The organism is Streptomyces hamibioticus (assembly GCF_047946815.1).
Classification (GTDB): domain Bacteria; phylum Actinomycetota; class Actinomycetes; order Streptomycetales; family Streptomycetaceae; genus Streptomyces.
Map to the genome: position 1 here is coordinate 1871605 of NZ_JBKKQY010000001.1, position 22362 is coordinate 1893966.

At 72.2% G+C, this 22362-nt stretch carries 14 protein-coding genes; 5 read left to right on the forward strand and 9 right to left on the reverse strand.

Annotation, left to right across the window (positions count from 1 at the left end; genetic code table 11):
* Positions 1-136: 136 nt before the first annotated feature.
* Entirely contained in the window at positions 137-670 is a 534-nt protein-coding gene (locus ACLGIH_RS08350; protein ID WP_416524595.1) for a TerD family protein, read from the forward strand.
* Between the two features lie 68 nt (positions 671-738).
* Here the strand turns inward: ACLGIH_RS08350 and ACLGIH_RS08355 are convergent, their stop codons facing one another.
* Entirely contained in the window at positions 739-3615 is a 2877-nt protein-coding gene (locus ACLGIH_RS08355) for a vitamin B12-dependent ribonucleotide reductase (RefSeq protein ID WP_416524596.1), read from the reverse strand.
* Between the two features lie 166 nt (positions 3616-3781).
* Positions 3782-4342 carry a transcriptional regulator NrdR gene (gene nrdR / locus ACLGIH_RS08360; protein WP_416524597.1) on the reverse strand — a complete coding sequence of 187 codons (561 nt, stop codon included), beginning with the start codon at positions 4340-4342 and terminating at the stop codon, positions 3782-3784.
* 573 nt (positions 4343-4915) lie between these two features.
* On the opposite strand from nrdR, the gene lexA reads away from it, so the two are divergent.
* Positions 4916-5695: a transcriptional repressor LexA gene (lexA, locus tag ACLGIH_RS08365; RefSeq protein WP_416524598.1), complete on the forward strand. Its 780-nt coding sequence runs from the start codon at positions 4916-4918 to the stop codon at positions 5693-5695.
* A gap of 239 nt (positions 5696-5934) precedes the next feature.
* On the opposite strand, the gene ACLGIH_RS08370 is transcribed toward lexA, so the two are convergent.
* The 4 genes from ACLGIH_RS08370 to ACLGIH_RS08385 all read right to left on the reverse strand — a co-directional run bounded on the left by ACLGIH_RS08370 (position 5935) and on the right by ACLGIH_RS08385 (position 12459).
* Positions 5935-7938, reverse strand: a complete 2004-nt coding sequence (locus tag ACLGIH_RS08370; RefSeq protein ID WP_416524599.1) for an ATP-dependent DNA helicase — start codon at positions 7936-7938, stop codon at positions 5935-5937.
* 311 nt (positions 7939-8249) lie between these two features.
* Positions 8250-8993: a GNAT family N-acetyltransferase gene (locus ACLGIH_RS08375; RefSeq protein WP_416524600.1), complete on the reverse strand. Its 744-nt coding sequence runs from the start codon at positions 8991-8993 to the stop codon at positions 8250-8252.
* A 29-nt stretch (positions 8994-9022) separates the two neighbouring features.
* On the reverse strand, positions 9023-10909 hold the full coding sequence (locus ACLGIH_RS08380; protein WP_416529315.1) for an IucA/IucC family protein: 1887 nt from the start codon (positions 10907-10909) through the stop codon (positions 9023-9025).
* Positions 10910-11079: 170 nt separating this feature from the next.
* Complete coding sequence (locus tag ACLGIH_RS08385) at positions 11080-12459, reverse strand: aminotransferase class III-fold pyridoxal phosphate-dependent enzyme (protein WP_416524601.1); 1380 nt, start codon at positions 12457-12459, stop codon at positions 11080-11082.
* 366 nt (positions 12460-12825) lie between these two features.
* On the opposite strand from ACLGIH_RS08385, the gene ACLGIH_RS08390 reads away from it, so the two are divergent.
* The 3 genes from ACLGIH_RS08390 to ACLGIH_RS08400 all read left to right on the forward strand — a co-directional run bounded on the left by ACLGIH_RS08390 (position 12826) and on the right by ACLGIH_RS08400 (position 16330).
* A complete protein-coding gene (locus tag ACLGIH_RS08390; RefSeq protein WP_416524602.1) occupies positions 12826-13401 on the forward strand; it encodes a class I SAM-dependent methyltransferase in 576 nt (191 codons plus the stop codon).
* Between the two features lie 236 nt (positions 13402-13637).
* The gene (locus ACLGIH_RS08395) at positions 13638-14864 is read left to right on the forward strand and encodes a trypsin-like serine peptidase (RefSeq protein WP_416524603.1); all 1227 of its coding nucleotides are present in this window, start codon (positions 13638-13640) and stop codon (positions 14862-14864) included.
* Between the two features lie 242 nt (positions 14865-15106).
* On the forward strand, positions 15107-16330 hold the full coding sequence (locus tag ACLGIH_RS08400) for a trypsin-like serine peptidase (RefSeq protein WP_416524604.1): 1224 nt from the start codon (positions 15107-15109) through the stop codon (positions 16328-16330).
* Between the two features lie 110 nt (positions 16331-16440).
* Here the strand turns inward: ACLGIH_RS08400 and hflX are convergent, their stop codons facing one another.
* From hflX to ACLGIH_RS08415, 3 genes are all read right to left on the reverse strand, one after another.
* The gene (hflX, locus tag ACLGIH_RS08405) at positions 16441-17931 is read right to left on the reverse strand and encodes a GTPase HflX (RefSeq protein ID WP_416524605.1); all 1491 of its coding nucleotides are present in this window, start codon (positions 17929-17931) and stop codon (positions 16441-16443) included.
* Between the two features lie 233 nt (positions 17932-18164).
* On the reverse strand, positions 18165-19691 hold the full coding sequence (locus ACLGIH_RS08410; protein ID WP_416524606.1) for a M1 family metallopeptidase: 1527 nt from the start codon (positions 19689-19691) through the stop codon (positions 18165-18167).
* A gap of 273 nt (positions 19692-19964) precedes the next feature.
* A complete protein-coding gene (locus tag ACLGIH_RS08415) occupies positions 19965-22241 on the reverse strand; it encodes a RelA/SpoT family protein (RefSeq protein WP_416524607.1) in 2277 nt (758 codons plus the stop codon).
* Positions 22242-22362 lie beyond the last annotated feature (121 nt).

A 22362-nucleotide genomic window follows, 5' to 3' on the forward strand; every position in this document is an offset into this window, starting at 1 on the left:
GAGCGTGGTCCCGGTCGCTCTCGGAGGGACCGCTCGCCCGCAGGTGCCGCCGCGCGCGTGGCAGGATGGACAACCGGCCGTCACTGCTCGGCAGTTGAGATGAACGGGCAGGACGGGGACCGGGAAGGGGAAGTTCGTGAACGGCCTCATCAAGGGGATCCGCAAGGTCGAGGTCGCACTGCGGTGGGACCCGAGTCCGGGCGGGCAGCCGCCCACCGATCTGGACCTGATCGCCGCGACCTACCTGGCGAGTGATCCCTACGGCGATCCCTCCTACATGGTGCACTTCGACAGCCGTTCCCCCGACGGCACCATCTATCTCAACCGGGACAGCCGGGACGGCAAGGGCTTCGGATTCGACGAGGTCATGGTGCTGGAGCTGGAACGGCTCGACCCGCGGTACGCGCGCGTGGTGGTCGGTGTGGCCATCCAGCAGCGTTCCGGGGAGCGGACCTTCGCCGGCGTCGGCAACCCGGGACTGCGCATCCGCGAGGGCTACACCGACCTGGCCACGGACGACTTCGGCGGGGTCCTGGGCGCGACGGCTGCCACGGTCGCGGAGTTCGTCCGGGACGAGACGGGAGCGTGGGAGTTCCACGCCGGGGTCCACGGTTTCGAGGGTGATCCGGCGGATTTCGCCCGCACCATGGGCACGGCTCGCCGTCACTGACCGTCCACGGCTCATGAGTAAGGGGCGTCGGCCATGGCCGGCGCCCCTTACTCACTGGGTCCTACGCGTCAGCTGCAACCGCTGGTCGAGCCGCAGCCCTCGCAGATGTAGCAGGAACCGGCGCGCTGCATCTTCGTGCCGCAGGAGAAGCACAGCGGGGCGTCGGCCTGGATGCCCAGCTGCATCTCCACCAGCTCGGCGCTGGTGTGGGCCTGCTGCGGGGCCGGCTTGGCGGCCTCGACCTCGGCCTTCGGCGTGGCCACCGCCTTCAGCTCCTGGGCGCGCGGCGCCGACTGGGCCAGTCCCTCGACGTCGACCTCGTCGTCGGACGGCTCGTACGAACCGGTCTCCAGGTGGCGCTGGCGCTCCTCGGCGGAGTGGATGCCGAGCGCGGAGCGCGTCTCGAAGGGCAGGAAGTCCAGCGCCAGGCGGCGGAAGATGTAGTCGACGATCGACTGCGCCATCCGCACGTCCGGGTCGTCCGTCATACCGGCCGGCTCGAAGCGCATGTTCGTGAACTTCGAGACGTACGTCTCCAGCGGCACGCCGTACTGAAGGCCCACGGAGACCGCGATGGAGAAGGCGTCCATCATGCCCGCGAGGGTCGAGCCCTGCTTGGACATCTTCAGGAAGACCTCGCCGAGGCCGTCGTCCGGGTAGGAGTTGGCGGTCATGTAACCCTCGGCGCCGCCGACCGTGAAGGACGTGGTGATTCCCGGGCGGCCCTTGGGGAGGCGCTTGCGGACCGGGCGGTACTCGACGACCTTCTCGACCGTGGGCTCGACGATCTCCTCGGCCTTCTTCTCCTCCTTCTTCTTGGCGGAGAGCGGCTGGCCGACCTTGCAGTTGTCCCGGTAGATGGCGAGCGCCTTGACGCCCAGCTTCCAGGCCTCGAAGTAGATCTCCTCGACCTCCTCGACGGTCGCCGACTCCGGCATGTTGACCGTCTTGGAGATGGCACCGGAGATCCACGGCTGGACCGCGGCCATCATGCGGACGTGGCCCATCGGGGAGATGGCGCGCTCGCCCATGGCGCAGTCGAACACCTCGTAGTGCTCGGGCTTGAGACCGGGGGCGTCGATCACATTGCCGTGCTCGGCGATGTGGGCGACGACCGCCTCGATCTGCTCCTCCTGGTAGCCCAGACGGCGCAGGGCCTGCGGCACCGTGCCGTTGACGATCTGCATGGAGCCGCCGCCGACCAGCTTCTTGAACTTGACCAGCGCCAGGTCGGGCTCGACCCCGGTGGTGTCGCAGGACATCGCCAGGCCGATGGTGCCGGTCGGGGCGAGGACGGAGGCCTGGGAGTTACGGAAACCGTTCTTCTCGCCCAGGCGCACCACGTCCTGCCAGGCCTCGGTGGCGGCGGCCCACACCGGGGTGTCCAGGTCGTCCATGCGGACGGCCGTGCCGTTGGCGTCGGCGTGCTGCTTCATCACGCGCTTGTGGGCGTCGGCATTGCGGGCGTAGCCGTCGTACGGGCCGACGACCGCGGCGAGTTCGGCGGAGCGGCGGTACGCCGTGCCGGTCATCAGGGAGGTGATGGCGCCGGCGAGAGCGCGGCCGCCGTCGGAGTCGTAGGCGTGGCCGGTGGCCATCAGCAGGGCGCCGAGGTTGGCGTAGCCGATGCCGAGCTGGCGGAACGCGCGGGTGTTCTCACCGATCTTCTGGGTCGGGAAGTCGGCGAAGCAGATCGAGATGTCCATCGCGGTGATGACCAGCTCGACGACCTTCTGGAAACGCTCGGTCTCGAAGGACTGGTTGCCCTTGCCGTCGTCCTTCAGGAACTTCATCAGGTTCAGCGAGGCCAGGTTGCAGGACGTGTTGTCCAGGTGCATGTACTCGCTGCACGGGTTCGACGCGGTGATCCGGCCGGACTCGGGGCAGGTGTGCCAGGTGTTGATGGTGTCGTCGTACTGGATGCCCGGGTCGGCACAGGCCCAGGCGGCCTCGGCGATCTTGCGGAAGAGCGACTTGGCGTCGACCTCCTCGATGACCTCGCCGGTCATCCGGGCGCGCAGCCCGAACTGACCGCCCTGCTCGACCGCCTTCATGAACTCGTCGTTCACACGGACCGAGTTGTTGGCGTTCTGGTACTGGACGGACGTGATGTCGTCGCCGCCCAGGTCCATGTCGAAGCCGGCGTCGCGCAGGACGCGGATCTTCTCCTCTTCCTTGACCTTGGTCTCGATGAAGTCCTCGATGTCCGGGTGGTCCACGTCGAGAACGACCATCTTGGCGGCCCGGCGGGTGGCGCCGCCGGACTTGATGGTGCCGGCGGAGGCGTCGGCGCCGCGCATGAAAGAGACCGGGCCGGAGGCGTTGCCGCCGGAGGAGAGCAGCTCCTTGGAGGAGCGGATACGGGAGAGGTTCAGGCCGGCGCCGGAGCCGCCCTTGAAGATCATCCCCTCTTCCTTGTACCAGTCGAGGATCGACTCCATGGAGTCGTCGACGGAGAGGATGAAGCAGGCAGAGACCTGCTGCGGCTGCTTGGTGCCGACGTTGAACCAGACGGGGCTGTTGAAGCTGAAGATCTGGTGCAGCAGGGCGTAGGCCAGCTCGTGCTCGAAGATCTCGGCGTCGGCGGGAGAGGCGAAGTACTTGTGGTCCTCGCCGGCCTTCCGGTACGTCTTCACGATGCGGTCGATCAGCTGCTTGAGGCTGGTCTCGCGCTGCGGGGTGCCGACGGCACCGCGGAAGTACTTGCTGGTGACGATGTTGACCGCGTTCACCGACCAGAAGTCGGGGAACTCGACGCCGCGCTGCTCGAAGTTGACCGAGCCGTCGCGCCAGTTGGTCATGACGACGTCACGGCGCTCCCAGGCCACCTCGTCATAGGGGTGCACCCCAGGAGTGGTGTGGACGCGCTCGATACGGAGTCCCTTGCCCGCCTTCGTGCCCTTGGCGCGGGAACTCCGTGCCGGACCGCTCGCCGTCTCTGTCATGCCGCCTCCCTGTACGGGCGAAAACGCCCTGAAGTGCCCCGTTTGTTCCCGTGGCACGGTGTTCTGTCTGGTGTTGCGGGCACTTCTCGCTCCGCCCGCAACAGGTCTTCTTCGTCTCCGCCGACCGGCCGGCCCCGGCCCCTGCGTCCGGGGGCCGGTCCGTCCGTCAGTCGGCGGCGCGTGCGGGCTCGGGGACCTCCGCGGTCCCGCCACGCCCGCCGTCGTCTTCCCGGCCCCCCGCGACAGCGTCCCCGCGGTCCGCGTCGACCGCGGCGGGGTGTCCCGTCTGCTCCCTCAGTTCCGTGATGGCGGCCTCGAAGTCCTCGAGCGAGTCGAACGCCCGGTAGACCGAGGCGAACCGCAGATAGGCGACGAGGTCGAGCTCCTGCAACGGGCCGAGTATGGCCAGCCCCACGTCGTGGGTGGTCAGCTCGGCGCTTCCGGTGGCCCGCACCGCCTCCTCGACCCGCTGGCCGAGCTGGGCGAGCGCGTCCTCGGTGACGGGCCGGCCCTGGCACGCCTTGCGCACGCCGTTGATGACCTTGGTGCGGCTGAACGGTTCGGTGACCCCGGACCGCTTGACCACCATGAGCGAGCAGGTCTCCACGGTCGTGAAACGACGGGAGCAGTCAGGGCACTGTCGGCGCCTGCGGATCGACGTGCCGTCGTCGGTCGTACGGCTGTCGACGACACGGCTGTCGGGGTGCCTGCAGAAGGGGCAGTGCATGGACTCCAACCCTCCTCACAGCAGACTCAATAGCCTCGGTAGGCCCTTTGGCCCCCTCCCGAAGCAGCCCCCAGCATAGGCGATCGCCGCGGGCCGGATGACCCGGGGGACCACAACTTGTGGGCTGCTCTCGCAATCCAACCACTAGATGTGGGGATTGGCTCATACATACACGCCGCGCACGCGTGTCGCGTCGACGCCCGCCCACGGGCCGCCGTACGCCCGTCGGGGCCGGGCCGCGGCAGCGGGCGGACCGGGGCCGGCTCGGCACATGCGGAGATACGGTGGGCGCCGCGAGGAGGGGGCGTGGGACTCCCGCGCAGGATGGGCACCGCTCCCCGCCGGGCGGGCCGCCGGGTGGCAGACTGGGCGTGCCCACGAGGTCGCCACCCCGGCGGTGAAGCGTACCGCAGCGGGGCCTCCGCACCGGCCGGACGGCGCGGCAGCCATACACCTGGACACGTGATCACGTCACGCGATTCGCGGTTTTTCACTCGAACGTGTGTTTGGCGCAACCTTTCGAAACCAACTACCGTTGACCGAGCAGGGAGACCATCGAGAGGGGCCGCCGACGTGACCACCACCGCAGACAGTGCCACCATCACTGCCCAGGACCGTTCCCCGGGCCGACTCGAGCCGGTGCAGGCGATGAACGAAGCCACGAATCCGGAGGGGCCCAAGCGCTCCCTGCCGGGCCGACCTCCGGGCATCCGGGCGGACAGCTCAGGACTCACCGACCGCCAGCGCCGGGTGATCGAGGTCATCAGGGACTCCGTGCAGCGCCGCGGCTATCCGCCGTCGATGCGTGAGATCGGCCAGGCGGTCGGTCTCTCCAGCACCTCCTCGGTGGCCCACCAGCTGATGGCACTGGAGCGCAAGGGCTTCCTGCGTCGCGACCCGCACCGTCCGCGCGCGTACGAGGTGCGGGGCTCCGACCAGGCGGCCTCGGTGCAGCCCACCGACACCGCGGGCAAGCCCGCCGCGTCGTACGTCCCACTGGTCGGCCGCATCGCCGCCGGTGGTCCGATCCTCGCGGAGGAATCCGTCGAGGACGTGTTCCCCCTGCCTCGGCAGCTGGTCGGCGACGGCGAGCTGTTCGTGCTGAAGGTCGTCGGCGACTCGATGATCGAGGCCGCCATCTGTGACGGCGACTGGGTCACGGTGCGCCGCCAGCCGGTCGCCGAGAACGGCGACATCGTGGCCGCGATGCTCGACGGCGAGGCCACGGTCAAGCGGTTCAAGCGCGAGGACGGCCACGTCTGGCTTCTCCCGCACAACGCGGCCTACGAGCCGATCCCCGGCGACGACGCGACCATCCTCGGCAAGGTCGTGGCCGTCCTGCGCCGCGTCTGAGCGGCCGCGGCGGGCGGGCCCTGCGGCCCCGGCCCGCTCCTCCGACCGGGCCCCGGGACCCCTGCGCCGGTTCCGGGGCCCTGTTCCGCACGGGACCTCGAACGTGCGTGCAGTCCTGGCCCCGGCCTCTGTCGGGCCCCCGGTGTCCAGCTCCCTTTGGATCGCGGGTTAGCCTGTCGCGGCGCCGCGACAGGCTAACCCGCGATCATGCGCGCCCAGGACGTTCACCCGGCCGTCGCTCACCCGGCTTCCGCCTGCCGCGCCGCGGCGTCGATCGCGGCCAGCGACTTGCGGACCTGGTTACGGTCCGTGGTGTACCAGAAGTCGGGCAGTGACGCCTTCAGATAGCTGCCGTACCGGGCCGTGGCCAGGCGCGGGTCCAGCACCGCCACCACACCGCGGTCGCCCGACGCCCGGACGAGCCGGCTGGCGCCCTGGGCCATGAGCAGTGCCGCGTGCGTGGCGGCGACCGCCATGAAGCCGTTGCCACCGGCCTCCTCCACGGCCTTCTGCCGGGCGCTCATCAGCGGATCGTCGGGGCGCGGGAACGGGATCTTGTCCATGACGACCAGCTGACAGCTGGGGCCGGGCACATCGACGCCCTGCCACAGGGACAGCGTGCCGAAGAGGCAGGTCCGCGGGTCGGCCGCGAAGTTCTTGATCAGTTCGCCGAGCGTCTCCTCGCCCTGGAGGAGGATGGGAAACTCGGGGATGCGGGCGCGCAGCTCCTCGGCGGCCAGCTGGGCCGCCCGCATCGAGGAGAACAGGCCGAGGGCGCGGCCGCCGGCCGCCTGGATCAGTTCCGTCAGCTCGTCGAGCATGTCGCCGCGGTCGCCGTCCCGCGCGGGGCGCGCCAGGTGCTTGGCGACGTACAGGATGCCCTGCTTGGGGTAGTCGAACGGCGAGCCGACGTCGACGCCCTTCCACTGCGGGACGTCGTCGCCCTCGGTGCCCTCCGGGGCCAGGCCCAGGGAGGCTCCCACGCCGTTGAAGTCACCGCCCAGCTTCAGGGTGGCCGAGGTCAGGACGACGGACCGGTCGGCGAAGAGCTTCTCCCGCAGCAGCCCGGAGACGGACATGGGGGCGACCCGCAAGGAGGCTCCGCCGCCGGGCCGGTACGCGGCTCCGCCGCGGGTGTCCTGCCGCTCGTACCAGACGACGTCCCACTCGGAGCCGTTCACGATCCGCTCGGCCACGTCGTGCACGTTCTCCACCGAGGCCAGTGCCTGCTTGCGGACCGCGTCCTCGTCCTGGACGGACTTGTCGCGGGTGGCGCCGATGGCGGAGATGACCGTGCGGCAGGCGTCGCGCAGGGCCGTGAGCGCGTAGCCGAGGTCCTCCGGGATCTCCTCCAGGCGGCCGGGCAGGGCCAGCTCCATCAGGCGCTCGAAGCCCTCCGAGGCGGTCTGGAGCTGGTCGGCCGCCTTCTCGTTCACCAGCTTGGCGGCGCGCCGCACCGCGCGGTTGACCTGGCCCGGGGTGAGCTCGCCGGTGGCGACACCGGTGACGCGGGAGACCAGCTCGTGCGCCTCGTCGACGATCAGCACCTCGTGCTGCGGGAGGACCGGGGCGCCCTCGATGGCGTCGATCGCCAGGAGCGCGTGGTTGGTGACGACGACTTCGGAGAGCTTGGCGCGCTCCCGGGCCATCTCGGCGAAGCACTCGGCGCCGTAGGCGCACTTCGAGGCACCCAGGCACTCCCGCGACGACACCGACACCTGGGACCAGGCCCGGTCCGAGACGCCGGGCGTCAGGTCGTCGCGGTCACCGGTCTCGGTCTCGTCGGCCCAGTCGCGCATGCGCAGCAGGTCCTGGCCCAGCCTGCTGGTGGGGGCCGCCGCCTCGAACTGGTCGAACAGGCCGTCCTCCGCGTCCTGCGGAACGCCCTCGTGGAGGCGGTGCAGGCACAGGTAGTTCGACCGGCCCTTGAGCATGGCGAACTCCGGGCGGCGGCGGAGCAGCGGGTGCAGCGCGTCGACCGTGCGCGGCAGGTCCCGCTCCACGAGCTGGCGCTGCAGGGCCAGCGTCGCGGTGGCCACGACGACGCGCTCCCCGTGCGCCAGGGCGGGCACCAGGTAGCCCAGCGACTTGCCGGTGCCGGTGCCGGCCTGGACCAGGAGGTGGGAGCCGTCGTCGATCGCCTCCGCGACGGCTTCGGCCATGGCCACCTGGCCGGGGCGCTCCGTGCCGCCGACGGCGGTGACGGCGGCGTGCAGGAGTTCGGGGAGAGAGGGCTTCGTCATAGCGCGACCACCCTACGACCCGGGACTGACAATCGGGCGATCACGCTGAGGATGACCGAGGTGCGGACGGCGAGAACGACCGGGGTGCGGATGAGGTCCGGGGACGCGGGTCGGGATCAAGACGGGGGACTCCTCGGCGGACGGGCGGGCCGGACGGGTGGGCGGACGGACCGGACGGACGGGCGGGCGGGCAGGCAGGCGTGGCAGGTGTGGCGGATGCGGCAGGTGCTGTGCCGCGGTGCTGCAGTGCTGCGGGTGTGGCAGGTGCTGTGCTGCGGGTGCTACGGGTATGGCAGGTACGGCGGGGGTCCTCAGCTACCGGACTGCCGCGCGCCGTGCGGGGACCGGTCGCGGACCATCAGGGCGGCTCGTTTGGCGGGCAGGTCGATCTCGGCGGCGCGGCGGAAGCCGGCGGCCAGGAAGGCGGCCACGGAGGGGATGTTGCGGACGTCCGGCTCCGCGAGGACGCGCCCGCAGCGGGGCCGTCTGGACAGCACGAGATCGGCGACGGCCCTGATCAGGATCGGGCCGAGGCCCCGCCCGCGGTCGGCGGCGTCACCGATGAGGAGGTGGATGCCGGTGTCGTGCGGCCGGACGGGACAGTGCCGGGCCAGCGGGTCGAGGTCGGCTCGGTAGATCTCCCAGTAGCTCATCGGCGTACCCTCCAGGACTCCGACGCACGGAACGCTGCGTCCGTCGCCGGACAGCTGGGCCCGCAGGTGGTCCTCGGTCACCTCCGGGGGGCCGGTGAGCTGCCAGAACGCGGCGACGGCGGGGTCGTTCATCCATCGGGCGACGAGGGGCAGGTCCCGTTCGAGTCGGACAGGGACCAGGTGGAGCACGCCGGCGGACGTGACGCTCGGCCCCCAGTCCGCGACGCGGTCGAGGAGGTCGTCGCCGAGCCACGGCCGGCTGCGGTCGGGACCGGGGCCGTCGGGTGCGACGAGGGTGGCGAAGTCCTCGGGGAGCCGGAGATCCAGGGTGTCCTCGCCATCCGTGCCCGCTCCGGCACTCGGGTCGGTCCCGGCTTCGGCGCTCGCGTCGGTGGGTGGCACGGCGGCGCTCCTCTCAGCAGACGGATCGGTCAGCAGTGCAAAGGGTTGGCGATCGTGACGTAGACGGACTGGGTGTCGACGGGGCCGACGAGTTCGTCGAGGCCGTGCAGCCGGGTCAGCAGGTTGGCCTTGCAGCGCAGTACGGGTGAGTCCAGGAGACGGGCGGGCAGCGAGCCGCACCGGCGGTCCGGTCCCGCGGCGGTGCCCAGGAAACGGCGGAAGGCGGCCAGCAGCACTCGCTCGTCGACGAGACGCTGGGAGCCGAGGGCGCCGATCAGCCCGAACACGTTGTTGATCGCGAGGTAGTAGGCGAAGCGCTCGTCGGTGACCGCGTCGTCGACGAAGGTGTCACTGCTCTCGCCGATGCCCGGCAGCCGGGCGTCGAGTTCCGCGCGCCGGGACTCCCGGAAGTAGTAGCCCTGGTTGTCGCGGTAGCGGCCGCCGGCCGGCCAGCCGTCGGCATCGAGGAGGACCAGCGTGTTCTGCTGGTGCGCCTCCAGGGCGATCCCGGCCGCCCCGTCCAGCCACAGCACGGGCCGGACGACCTTTTCCAGGTAACGCAGGAACCACTCGGCGGCCACGGCGCCGACGGGGCGGCCGGTACGCCCGGCCAGACGTGTGACGAGCTCCGCGAGACGGGAGCGAGGTACCCCCGGGACGGACAGCGCTGGGCGCTCGTACGGCGGGCCGGGGCAGGGCGCGACGAGGGCTGCGACACAGGAGACGTCGTCGGCGGGGCCGAAGGGGTTGTGCCGGATGACGACGTCGAGTCCGCGCACGGAGGTGCCGTCCGGCGCGTCGACGGCCAGCCAGGCGGGGTCACGCACGATGTCGAACCCCGGGTGCGCGGCCCGCCACTGTCGGGACAGCCCACCGCGCAGCAGACGGTGGACCTCGACACCGCGGTGGAGTTCCTTGCGGAGGTTCTCCCGGCGGGAGTTGGTGATGTGCAGGCCCAGCGACAGCTTGAGCATCGCAGGGGCGCCGGTCCGGTGGACGGTGCGTACGGAGGAGGTGGGGTGCCAGGGTGCGCCGTGCGCGCCGAGGTCGCGGAGGAGTCCGGCGTCGAACAGGCCGGCGACGGCGGGGCGGTGACGGAGTTCGCGGAGCTGCCAGGGGTGCACGGGCAGGGCGGCGTACCCAGCGGGCAGGGCAGGCCCGATTCCGGCGAGGCGTTCGGTGAGCCGGGGGGCGTGGACCGGCCGGCCGCGTTCGGTCCAGGCGGAGTCGGTGGCGAGTACGGAGGGGGCGACGGCCAGCCAGCGCAGCGGGAAGGAGCCGCGCAGTTCGGGCGAGTACCGCCGCGTCTCCGCCTCGGTGAGACCTTCGCGGCTCTTTGGCGTGGGGTGCAGGGGGTGGCCGAGGAGAAGCGCCTGTTCGGCGGTGAGGAAGAGGTCGGGGCAGGCGCTCTGATGCGTTTCTTGTTGCGGGTGGCGTTCCTGCTGCGGCAGCTGAGGCTTACGGTGCTGGAGATCCCGGCGGTCCCCGTGGCGCTGACCGCTCTGGTGACCCCGGGGGCCCCCGTGGCGCTGACCGCTCTGGTGACCCCGGGCGTCCCCGTCGCCCTGGCCGCCGCGGTCGTCCTGGCCGCCGCGGTCGCCCCGGCCGCCGCGGTCGCCCCGGCCGCCGCGGTCGCCCTGGCGTGCCTGGAGGAAGACGGCCGTGCGGCGTACGGAGTCGGCGACGCGCGCGACCAGGTCGACGCCGTCGGCGTCCGCGCCGCCCGCCGTCTCCCGGGCGAGCAGTGCGGCGACGGTGACCGCGTCGGCCGGTGGCGCGTCCTCGGGGGCGCCGGCCGGCCGCGGCGGCCCGAAGCGGTGCCACCCGGTCGGCGACCAGTAGGCGACGGGGACCAGCAGGGCCGTGCCGCTGGCGGGCAGGGGCACGCGCAGGACGCCGTTGCCGGGCTCGGGCAGGCCGGTCTCACGGACCCAGCAGCGCAGCAGGTTCTCCACGGCGACCGCCTGGGCGACCGCCTGGTGGACCGTCTGGGCGACCGCGTGCGGGCCGGCGGGCTCCGGAGTGCAGCCGGTGGACGGCACCGGCGACCGGCCGGGGCCCTGGCCGTGGGGCGTGGAGACGGTTCTCACGTTCGCTCTCCGTCGGGCAGCGCGCGGGCCACCGCCCGTACCGCGTCGGCCAGGCGGTCGAGCACGGCCGACGCCTGTTCCTCGCTGATGGTCAGCGGCGGCAGCAGCCGTACGACGTTGCCGTGGCGGCCGCCGACGTCCACGATGAGACCGCGTCGCAGGCACTCCGAGCGCACCGAGGCGGCCAGCTCGCGCGGGCGCCGGGCTCGGGCGGCGGCGGTGGACTCGCCCGTCGGGTCCGTCATCTCGATCCCGATCATCAGTCCCCGCCCCCGGACGTCACCGACGCAGCCGAGCCGCGCGGACACGTCCCGCAGCTGGGCCAGCATGCGGGAGCCCAGCCGCGCCGCGTGCTCGACGAGCCGGTTCTCGCGGATGTGGGCGAGGGTGGCCCTGCCGGCGGCCATGGCGAGTTGGTTGCCTCGGAATGCGCGGTCGAGGGTGTCGGGGTCCCAGGCGCCGAGGTCGTCGCGGTGGACCACGACGGCCAACGGCAGACCGCCGCCGATCGCCTCGGAGAAGACCATCGCGTCCGGTGTGATGCCGCTGTGTTCCACGCCCCAGAAGGCACCGGTGCGGCCCATCCCCGTCGCGGACTCATCGAGGACGAGGGGCAGGGACCGGGCCGCCGTGAAGTGCCGCAGACGCCGCAGCCAGGTGTCGGACAAGTGCGGCGCTCCGCCGTCGCCCCGGACCGGTTCCACGAGCACTCCGGCGGGCGGCTGCGCGCCCGGCCGGGGCCCGGCGAGGCCGGACCCGGCCCGACCGGCGTCGAGTTCGCCCTCGTCTGCGTACTCGTCTTCGTGCCGGTCCTCGTGCCCGTCGACGCCGACCTCGAAGGGGAGGGGGCGGCCCCCCGCATACGTCGGGCGTCCGGTGCGTCCGGTGCGTCCGGCGCCGGGTGCCCCTGGGTGGGTGCCGGTGACGGCCGGGACCCGGCTCCGCCCGGTCGCGGCGCCGGCGAGGCGGACCGCGGCGTCCAGCGCGTCCGTCCGGGACGGTCCGCAGAACCGCACGCGCGCGTGTCGAGCGAGGCCGGGCGGCAGGTTGCGGACCAACTCGGCGACGAACGCCTCCTCCACGGGGGTCGCCACGTCGGGAACATGCAGGGGCGCACCGGAGTCGAGGACCCTGCGGATCGCCTCCAGCACGACGGGGTGGTGGTGCCCGAGGGCAAGTGTCCCGGCGCCCGAGAGACAGTCCAGGTACCGGCGGCCGTCCGCGCCCTCGATGGTGAGCCCGCGGGCCCGGACCGGCACGATCGGCAGGGAGCGCGCGTAGGTGCGCGCGGATGGCTCGCGCGCCGACTGACGCCTCGGCACACCCTCGTGCGCCGTGAGCGCGCCGCCCGGCGCCTTCACCGCCGTACCCGCCATGCCGCAGCCCCGGTCCCCTTCCCCGGCCCCTCCGCCTCGCCCGCCGACCCTCCGTACGCGGATCCCGTCACGACTCCCTGACCTCCTGCTTTTCAGAGACGAATCGACTCGGTCGGCGTCGCCCTCCCCGGGGGAACGCACCCGGGCGCAGCCGGGCGGCAGGCCTCACCGCTACAACCCCGGACCACGCACCCGGTTACGGGTTGTGTCGAAGATCCTTGGAGTCACACCCCGCGCCCCTGGCGGACGCGTTCCGCGCGACGGCGTGCGGCATCATCTCGCCGTCGCGCTCCCCAAACCCCATGCGAGGTCGTTGTTCCGGGCACCACCGCGTCATCCGGACGCGGTTCCGGACCTGAAGGAGGGATGCAGGTGGACAGGACCGACGCCTCGATCTCGCAAGAGAGGTGGGACCTCCTCTGGCGGCAGGGCCGGCGATACCGCCCGATCGACGCGGCAGAGACCGAAGCGCTCCGTCGGCAGCTCGGGGCCGGACGCGGCCGACCCGCGCTCGACATCGGCTGTGGCACCGGCGAACTCACCGCTCACCTCACCCGACTCGGCCATCACGCGACGGGCATCGACCATGCTCCCACCGCCGTGGCCGCCGCGCGCAGCGCCCACCCGGGCATCGACTTCCGCCTCTTCGACTTCGACACCGACCCGCCCGCGCGCCTGGGTCATCCCGCCTACGCCGTCATCGCCTGCCGCCTCGTCTACCGCTGGGCCTCGGACAAACCCGCCTTCCTCGCGCGCGTACGCCGGCTCCTCGCGCCCGGCGGCATCTTCTGGGTCGCCACCTCCGTCCACGACCCCGCCCAGGGCACGCCGAAGCCCTGGGAGGCCGACGGCGCGGACATCGAACTCCTCACGGCCGGCTGGTCCACGGTCCGCGTACACTCCCTCACCCGGACATTCCGCTGCTATGCCCTGCGTCCCTGAAACCCCCGGCCGCCCCCTCTCAGCGGGCCCAAGAAGGCCCAACCCGGTAGACATCCGGAGGATTGCAGGTCAGACGGCTTGTAGCCGAACCGTTGCCGTTCCGTCTGAACTCCCCCGCAGCGAGCGCATAGTGTGTGGTGCCGTTCCAGGGCGTTGTGCGGCGCGGCGGCTCGGCGCAGTCGGCCGGGTCGCGCGGCGCCGGCGCCGAGTACGTTCACAGCAGGGGGAGTAACACCATGCGATCCATACGGCCGTCGTCCCGCGCCCGCCGACGAGGGGGCGGACGCCGTACCTCCCCCGTGCCCGCCGCCGTCGCCCTCGTCTCCGCGCTCGTCTTCACGGCGACCGCCTGCGAGTCGGGCGACGCCGAGGCCGGCGGGGACGCCTCGGCGACGGCCGCCGGCGACAGCAAGGGCGACGGCGAGATCCGGATCCCGGATCACCTCAGGGACAAGCTCAAGGAACACGGGATCGACGTCGACCAGTGGAAGAACGGCGCCTGGAAGAACTGGGACCGGGAGGACTGGCTGCGCGAGGCGCAGGACTTCGTCAACCCGATCATCGAGGGTCTGTGGGACCCGGACCGCATGCGGGACGCCGAGGAGCCCGACCAGGAGGTCGACGAGGGCGACATCTCCGGTGACCAGGGCGTGACCGACCCAGAGCCGAAGCCGGTGGACGCACAGGCCCTGCCGCCCAAGTACCACGACAGCGCGGCCACGGCCGGGAAGCTGCTCTTCGACTCCCCCAAGGGCTCGATGGTCTGCTCGGCCACCGTCGTGAAGGACCCGGCCAACCCGGGCAGGTCCAACCTCGTGTGGACGGCGGGTCACTGCGTGCACGCCGGCAAGGAGGGCGGCTGGTACCGCAACATCGCGTTCGTGCCGTCGTACAACGACGCGGGCATGTCCACCGAGGAGCTGCAGGACGCCACCAAGGAGCAGGTCGCCCCGTACGGCGTCTGGTGGGGTGACTGGGCGCAGACCTCGGACCAGTGGATCGAGCAGGGCGGCTCGACGGGCGGTGACGGTGCCGCCTACGACTTCGCCGTCATCCATGTGACGCCCGAGGAGGGCACCGGCGGCAAGTCGCTGGAGGAGACCGTCGGTTCGGCGGTGGAGGTGGACTTCGGCGCCCCGGCCGTGCCGCAGGTCGACAGCCTCACGGCGATCGGCTACCCGGCCGCACCGCCGTACGACGGGCAGAAGCTGTACCAGTGCGAGGACAAGCCGGGCCGGCTGTCGATCAGGGCCTCCGACCCGACGATGTACCGCATCGGCTGCACCATGACCGGCGGTTCGTCCGGCGGCGGCTGGGTCACGGCCGGCCCGGACGGCGAGCCGACACTGGTCTCCAACACCTCGATCGGCCCGGTGACGGCCGGTTGGCTGGCCGGTCCGCGGCTGGGCGAGGAGGCCAAGGGCGTGTTCGACGCGGTGAGCGGCAAGTTCGCCGGTCAGTGATCGGCCAGGGCTGAGCCTGAGCGGCGGGGAGGTCGAGGGCCTCGATGTTCACGGGAACCTTCACCGCCCCGCCGCGGTACGTCCTCAACTCCACGGGCATAGTGGGGTGTCGGTCGCGGCGGCCGTCTTGCGACAGCCGGGTCACACCCGACCGGATGTGACAAGTACATGACATCGGCCCGCTCGGCGGTACCGCCGACATCAGAGATCAGAGATCAGAGATCAACGGGGGTCATCGCACCATGCGTTCCACACGCACGCCCGCCGCGCCCGGGCGCGGACGGCGTACCGCACGCACCGCACTCACCGCCGCCGGCCTGGTCGCCGCGTTGACGCTCACGGCGACCGCCTGCGGCGGTTCCGCCGGGAACAAGGCCGTCGACGAGCCCGGCGCCACCACCTCCCAGGCCGCCGGCGACGGCGCGGGCGGCGGCGAGGTCGGCCTCCCGACGGACCTCGCCGACCGGCTCAAGGAGCACGGCATCGACGTCGACCAGTGGAAGAACGGCGGCTGGAAGGACTGGGACAAGGACAAGTGGCTCAGCGAGGCCAAGGACTTCGTCAACCCGGTGATCGAGGGCCTGTGGAAGCCGGACCGCATGAAGTCCGCCGAGGAGGCCGACAAGACCATCTCCACCCAGGACGCCGCGGCCGACCAGGGCGTCAGTGACCCCGAGCCGGCGCCCGTCCAGGCCACCGCCGAGAAGACGCCGTACCACAAGAACGCGGCCCCGGTCGGCAAGGTCTTCTTCGACTCCCCCGAGGGCTCGATGGTGTGCTCGGGCACGGTCATCAAGGACGTGAACCACCCGGGCAAATCCAACCTGGTGTGGACGGCCGGCCACTGCGTGCACGCCGGCGGCAGCGGCGGCTGGTACCGCAACATCGCCTTCGTGCCCTCGTACAACGACCTCGACAAGTCCCAGGCGGAGCTGGCCGACGCGACCACGACGGAGATGGCGCCCTACGGCACCTGGTGGGCGGACTGGGCCGCGACCGCGAACCAGTGGATCCAGGGCGGTTCGCAGAGCGGCGGCGACGGCGCCGCACACGACTACGCCGTGCTGCACGTGAAGCCGGAGCAGGGCACCAAGTCGCTGGAGGAGACGGTCGGCGCCGCGCTGGAGGTGGACTTCTCCACCCCGTCCGCGACCGAGGTCGGCAGCATGGGCGCCTGGGGCTACCCCGCGGCGTCCCCGTACAACGGCCTGAAGATGTTCAAGTGCATCGACCGGCCGGGCCGCTTCTCCCTCACGCCCTCGCTGCCGACGATGTACCGGATCGGCTGCACCATGACCGGTGGTTCGTCCGGCGGCGGCTGGTTCCGGGTGGTGGACGGCGAGACCAAGCTGGTGTCGAACACCTCGATCGGCCCGCTCGACAACACCTGGCTGGCGGGCCCGCAGCTGGGCCGGGACGCCGAGGCGATGTACCAGAACATGAGCAAGACGTACGGCGGTCAGTGACGCCTGCGTGCCGAGGGCCCGCCCCCTGCGGAAGGGGGCGGGCCCTCGGTCGTTCGCACCTCACGGGCTCGGGCGCGGGCTCCGGCTCTGGTTCCGGCCCCGGCTCGGGGTCACGCGAGCGGTGCCGGAGCGTACGGCGTCAGTTCCGCCGCCAGCTCCTCGTGCACCCGCACCTTGAGCAGGGTGCCCTCCGCGGTGTGCTCCTCGGAGATCACCTCGCCCTCGTCGTGCGCGCGGGCGACCAGCTTGCCGCGGGTGTACGGCACGAGCGCCTCGACCTCGACCGCCGGGTGCGGCAGCTCGGTGTCGATCAGGGCGAGCAGTTCCTCGATGCCCTTGCCGGTACGGGCGGAGACCGCGATGGAGTGCTTCTCGACCCGCAGCAGCCGCTGGAGCGTCAGCGGATCGGCCAGGTCGGCCTTGTTGATGACGACGATCTCGGGCACGTCGGTGGCGCCGACGTCCCTGATCACCTCTCGCACGGCGGCCAGCTGCTCCTCCGGGGTCGGATGCGAACCGTCCACCACGTGCAGGATCAGGTCGGAGTCGCCGACCTCCTCCATGGTGGAGCGGAACGCCTCGACCAGGTGGTGCGGCAGGTGCCGGACGAAGCCGACGGTGTCCGCGAGCGTGTACAGCCGCCCGCTCGGCGTCTCGGCCCGGCGCACGGTCGGGTCGAGGGTCGCGAACAGGGCGTTCTCGACCAGCACGCCCGCGCCGGTGAGACGGTTGAGCAGGGAGGACTTGCCGGCGTTGGTGTAGCCCGCGATGGCCACGGACGGCACCTTGTTGCGTCGGCGCTCCCGGCGCTTGATCTCGCGGCCGGTCTTCATGTCCGCGATCTCCCGGCGCATCTTCGCCATCTTCTCGCGGATCCGGCGCCGGTCCGTCTCGATCTTGGTCTCACCGGGACCACGGGTGGCCAGACCGCCGCGGCCACCGCCCATCTGCCTCGACAGCGACTGACCCCAGCCGCGCAGCCTCGGCAGCATGTACTGCATCTGCGCGAGCGCGACCTGCGCCTTGCCCTCTCGGGACTTGGCGTGCTGGGCGAAAATGTCCAGGATCAGGGCGGTCCGGTCGATGACCTTGACCTTGACGACGTCCTCCAGCTGGATCAGCTGGCCGGGGCTGAGCTCACCGTCGCAGATGACGGTGTCCGCGCCCGTTTCGTACACGACGTCGCGCAGTTCCTCGGCCTTGCCGGAGCCGATGTACGTGGCCGCGTCGGGCTTGTCACGGCGCTGGATCACGCCGTCCAGCACGAGCGCGCCGGCCGTTTCCGCGAGGGCGGCCAGCTCGGCGAGGGAGTTCTCCGCGTCCCGCGCCGTGCCCGAGGTCCAGACGCCGACGAGGACGACCCGCTCCAGGCGGAGCTGGCGGTACTCGACCTCGGTGACGTCCTCGAGCTCGGTGGAGAGCCCCACCACGCGGCGCAGAGCCGCGCGCTCGGAGCGGTCGAACTGGTCGCCGTCCCACTCTCCGTCGATCTCGTGGCTCCAGGCGACGTCCTCTTCCATCAGGGCATCGGCCCGAAGACCCTCGGGATAGGTGTGCGCGAGGCGCTTGGTGTCCTGGGAAGGGGAAGAAGAGGAGGTCATTGGATCCTTACGTAGCTCGAAAACGGATGTCGGCGACGGAACGGGACCGGGTGCCGGCCTCCGCGGTCCGGAATCGGTCCGGGTCCGTCCGGAGCCGGACCGGAGTCGGTCCGGTGCTGGTCCGTCACTGTTCACAACGCTCGGGTACCCCGGGAGATTCCCGTCGTCCCCGCGCATCCCGTGCCGCGCCGTCCCGAAGATGGTCGCACGGCACGGGGCGTCTCGTCACCGGCTTATTCACCTGCCGGTTTCCCGGCCCCAGCCGGTTCCGCGGCGCCTTCCGCATTCCCGGCCGCCGGAGGCGGGTACTCCGGCTTCCAGTCGGGGTGACCGGGCATCGGCGGGGTCTTCTCGCCGTACAGCCAGGCCTGGAAGAAGCCTCCCAGGTCGCGGCCCGCGGTCTCGGAGGCGAGGCCGACGAAGTCGGCGGTCGACGCCGTGCCGTCCCGGTGCCGGGTCACCCACGCGCGTTCGAGGCGCTCGAAGGCCGGGCGGCCGATCTCCTGGCGCAGCGCGTAGAGCACGAGGGCGGCGCCGTCGTAGACGTTGGAGCGGAAGATGCCGGTCTTGCTGCCGGACGTCGGCGCCTTCGGCGCGGCCGGCGGTCCGCCCGCCGCCCGCCAGCGGTCGGATGCGCCGTAGGCGGCCTTCATCCGCGCCGCCAGGGGCTTTTCGGCGGTCTCCTCGGCGTACAGGGCCTCGTACCAGGTGGCGTGGCCCTCGTTGAGCCACAGGTCGGACCAGGTCCGCGGGCTGACGCTGTTGCCGAACCACTGGTGCGCCAGCTCGTGCACCATGATCGACTCCACGTACCACCGGGGGTAGGCCGGCTCGGTGAACAGCTCCCTCTCGAAGAGGGACAGCGTCTGGGTCTCGAGTTCGAAGCCGGTGGAGGCGTCGGCCATGAGCACCCCGTAGGTCTCGAAGGGGTAGCGCCCGACCTTGCTCTCCATCCAGGTGATCTGGTCCGGCGTCTTCCTCAGCCACGGTTCCAGCGCCTCACGGTGCTGTGTCGGCACCACGTCCCGGATCGGCAGTCCGTGCGGGCCGGTGCGGCGCAGCACGGTGGAGCGGCCGATGGAGACCTGGGCGAGTTCGGTGGCCATGGGGTGCCGGGTGCGGTACGTCCAGGTGGTCGTGCCGTCGGCCCGGTCCACCCCGGCGGGCAGGCCGTTGGCGACCGCCGTGGTCCCGTCGGGGGCGGTGACCCGGATGGTGAACATCGCCTTGTCGGACGGGTGGTCGTTGCACGGGAAGACCAGATGGGCGGCGTCGGCCTGGTTGGCCATGGCGAGGCCGTCCCCGGTGCGCACCCAGCCGCCCTGGCGGCCCTCCGGGGACACCGGGTCGCTGGTGTGCCGGACGGTGATCCGCGTCCAGTCCCCCTGGTCGAGCGCCTCCTCGGGCGTGATCACCAGGTCCTCACCGGCACCGGCGAAGGCGGCGGGCTCGCCGTCGACCTCGACGGAGCCGACCTCGCCGTGGGCGAAGTCGAGGTTGATCCGGTCCAGGTCGGCCGTGGCCCGGGCGTCGATCGTGGTGACCGCCCGGAGCGGCGCGCTGTTGTTGCCGGAGTAGGTGAAGGACAGGTCGTACGCCGCCACGTCGTAGCCGGGGTTGCCGAGGTGCGGGAAGAGGCGGTCGCCGACGCCCAGGGGGGCCGGCGGGGCGCTCGCGGCGACCAGGCAGACGGAGACGGCGGAGGCGAGCAGTGCCGCCGCCCGGAGCCGGCGGCGGGCCCTCGCGCGGAGGCGCCGCACCGGTGCGGGAGCGGGGGCGGGAGCGGCTGGGGCGAGGCCAGCGGGGGCGGCCGGAGCGGGGCCAGCGGAGGCGGGAACTGCCGGAACGGGGGCGACGGGGTTGTGCGGGACGTCAGCCGACGCCTGCGGAGCATTCGGGGTGCCGGCCGGGGTGTGGGGGCTGTGCAGCATGCCCCACGGCTATCAGCGCGCGCCTGCGTGACGGCGACGACGCGCGTCGGGCGCACCCGAACGGGTCCGTCCGGTGGTCCGCGCCGGATCCGTGCGACCGGCTCACACTCCCGGCGGCTGTGACTGCGCGCGGTTCACGTCGTACACACCGGCCACGTTGCGCATGGCGCGCATGAGGGCGGGCAGGTGGGCGGCGTCCGGGAGCTGGACCGTGTAGGTGTGGCGCACGCGCTGCCGGTCCGGGGGTTCGACGGTCGCGGAGACGATCTCGGCGCCTTCCTGGGCCATGGCCTCGGTGAGGTCGGCGAGGAGGTGGGGGCGGACGAACGACTCGGCGAACAGGGTGACCCGGCACTCGGTGGTGTCCCCCCAGTGCACGCCGACCTCCGCGCGTCCCCCGCTCTTCATCCGCGCCACCACGGTGCACTCCACGCGGTGCACGGTCACCACTCCCCCGCGCACGGCGAAGCCGGTGATCCCGTCCGGCGGTACGGGGGTGCAGCAGCCGGCCAGCCGCACGGCGGCGCCGGGCCGGTCGACGCGCACGTCGGCGCGAGCGGAGCGGGCGGGGCGGACGGCCGGAGCCTCGGACGCGGGCCGCCCGGCCGGAACCTCGGCGGTGGGACGCCCGGGCTCCGCGGGCGCGGCGCGCTCCGTGGACCCGCTCTGTGCGGAGGCGCTCTGCGTGGAGGCGGCCTGCGAGGCCCCGCTCTGCGAGGGCGTGCTCGCCGCGGCCCCGCTTTCGGGCGGGCCGGCGTGCACCGGATGGGCGGCGAGCCAGCGCTGGATGGCGATCCGCGCGCCGGGCGTGTGCGCGTGCTCCAGCCACTCCCGGGACGGCTCGGAGGCGGGGTCCTGCCCCATGAGGAGCTGCACGGCGTCGCCGTCCCGCAGCACCGTGCTCAGCGTCGCCAGACGGCCGTTGACCCGCGCCCCGATGCAGGCGTGGGCGTCGTCGCCGTACTGCGCGTACGCCGCGTCCACGCAGGTGGCGCCCTCGGGCAGGCTCAGGGTGCCGCCGTCGGGCCGGAAGACGGTGATCTCGCGGTCCTGGGCGAGGTCCTCGCGCAGGGTGGACCAGAACGTGTCGGGGTCGGGTGCCGCCTGCTGCCAGTCGAGCAGGCGGGAGAGCCAGCCGGGTCGCGTCGGGTCGGCGCGCTCGCCGTCGTGCGCGGTCTGCTCGTCCGAGGGCGGCGCGTAGGGGTTGCCGAGGGCGACGACACCGGCCTCGGCGACCTTGTGCATCCGGTGGGTGCGGATGAGGACTTCGACGACCTGGCCGTCGTCCTCGCGGGCGACGGCCGTGTGCAGCGACTGGTAGAGGTTGAACTTGGGTACGGCGATGAAGTCCTTGAACTCCGAGACGACCGGCGTCATACAGGTGTGCAGCTCGCCCAGGACGGCGTAGCAGTCGGCGTCCTCGTTGACCAGCACCAGCAGCCGTCCGAAGTCGGCGCCGCGGAGCCGGCCGCGTTTGCGGGCCACGCGGTGCACCGAGACGAAGTGGCGGGGCCGGATCAGGACGTCGGCGGGGATGTCGGCCTCCCGCAGCACCCCGCGCACCGCGTCGGCGGTCTCGGCGAGCGGGTCGGGGGCGGCGACGGCGTTGCCGGCGATCAGTTCCCGGGTGCGTTCGTACTCCTCCGGGCGCAGCACCGCGAAGACGAGGTCTTCCAGTTCGGTCTTGAGCGCCTGGACGCCCAGCCGTTCGGCGAGCGGGATGAGCACGTCCCGGGTCACCTTGGCGATGCGCTCCTGTTTCTCCCGGCGCATGACGCCGAGGGTGCGCATGTTGTGCAGTCGGTCGGCGAGTTTGATCGACATCACCCGGACGTCGTTGCCGGCGGCGACGAGCATCTTGCGGAAGGTCTCGGGCTCGGCGGCGGCACCGTAGTCGACCTTCTCCAGCTTGGTGACGCCGTCGACGAGGTAGCGGACCTCCTCGCCGAACTGGTCGCGCACCTGCTCCAACGTCACCTCGGTGTCCTCGACGGTGTCGTGCAGGAGCGAGGCGGTCAGCGTCGTGGTCTCGGCGCCGAGTTCGGCGAGGATCAGGGTGACGGCCAGAGGGTGCGTGATGTACGGCTCGCCGCTCTTGCGCATCTGCCCGCGGTGCGAGGACTCGGCCAGCAGATAGGCGCGGCGCAGGGGTTCCAGGTCGGCGTCGGGGTGGTGGGCGCGGTGGGCCTCGACGACGTGGCCGATGGCGTCGGGCAGCCGGTCGCGGGCGGCGGGGCCGAGGAGTGCGGCGCGGCCCAGGCGGCGCAGGTCGAGCCTGGGGCGGGCCTTTCTGCGGGCCGCCGGGGGCGGGACGGCGCCGGCGGCAGCGCCGGGGGTCACCGGGACCGGGCTCGCAGGATTCGTCGCCTCCGTGTTCATGGGCACCTCCGGCTGCGTGGACCGGCGGACGGGGCGTCCCAGGGCGGACACGGCTCAGGGGACGGCGTCGGTCCCCCGTCCGGGCCGGTGCTTGATGCTATCGAGCCCAACACGTGCGGCT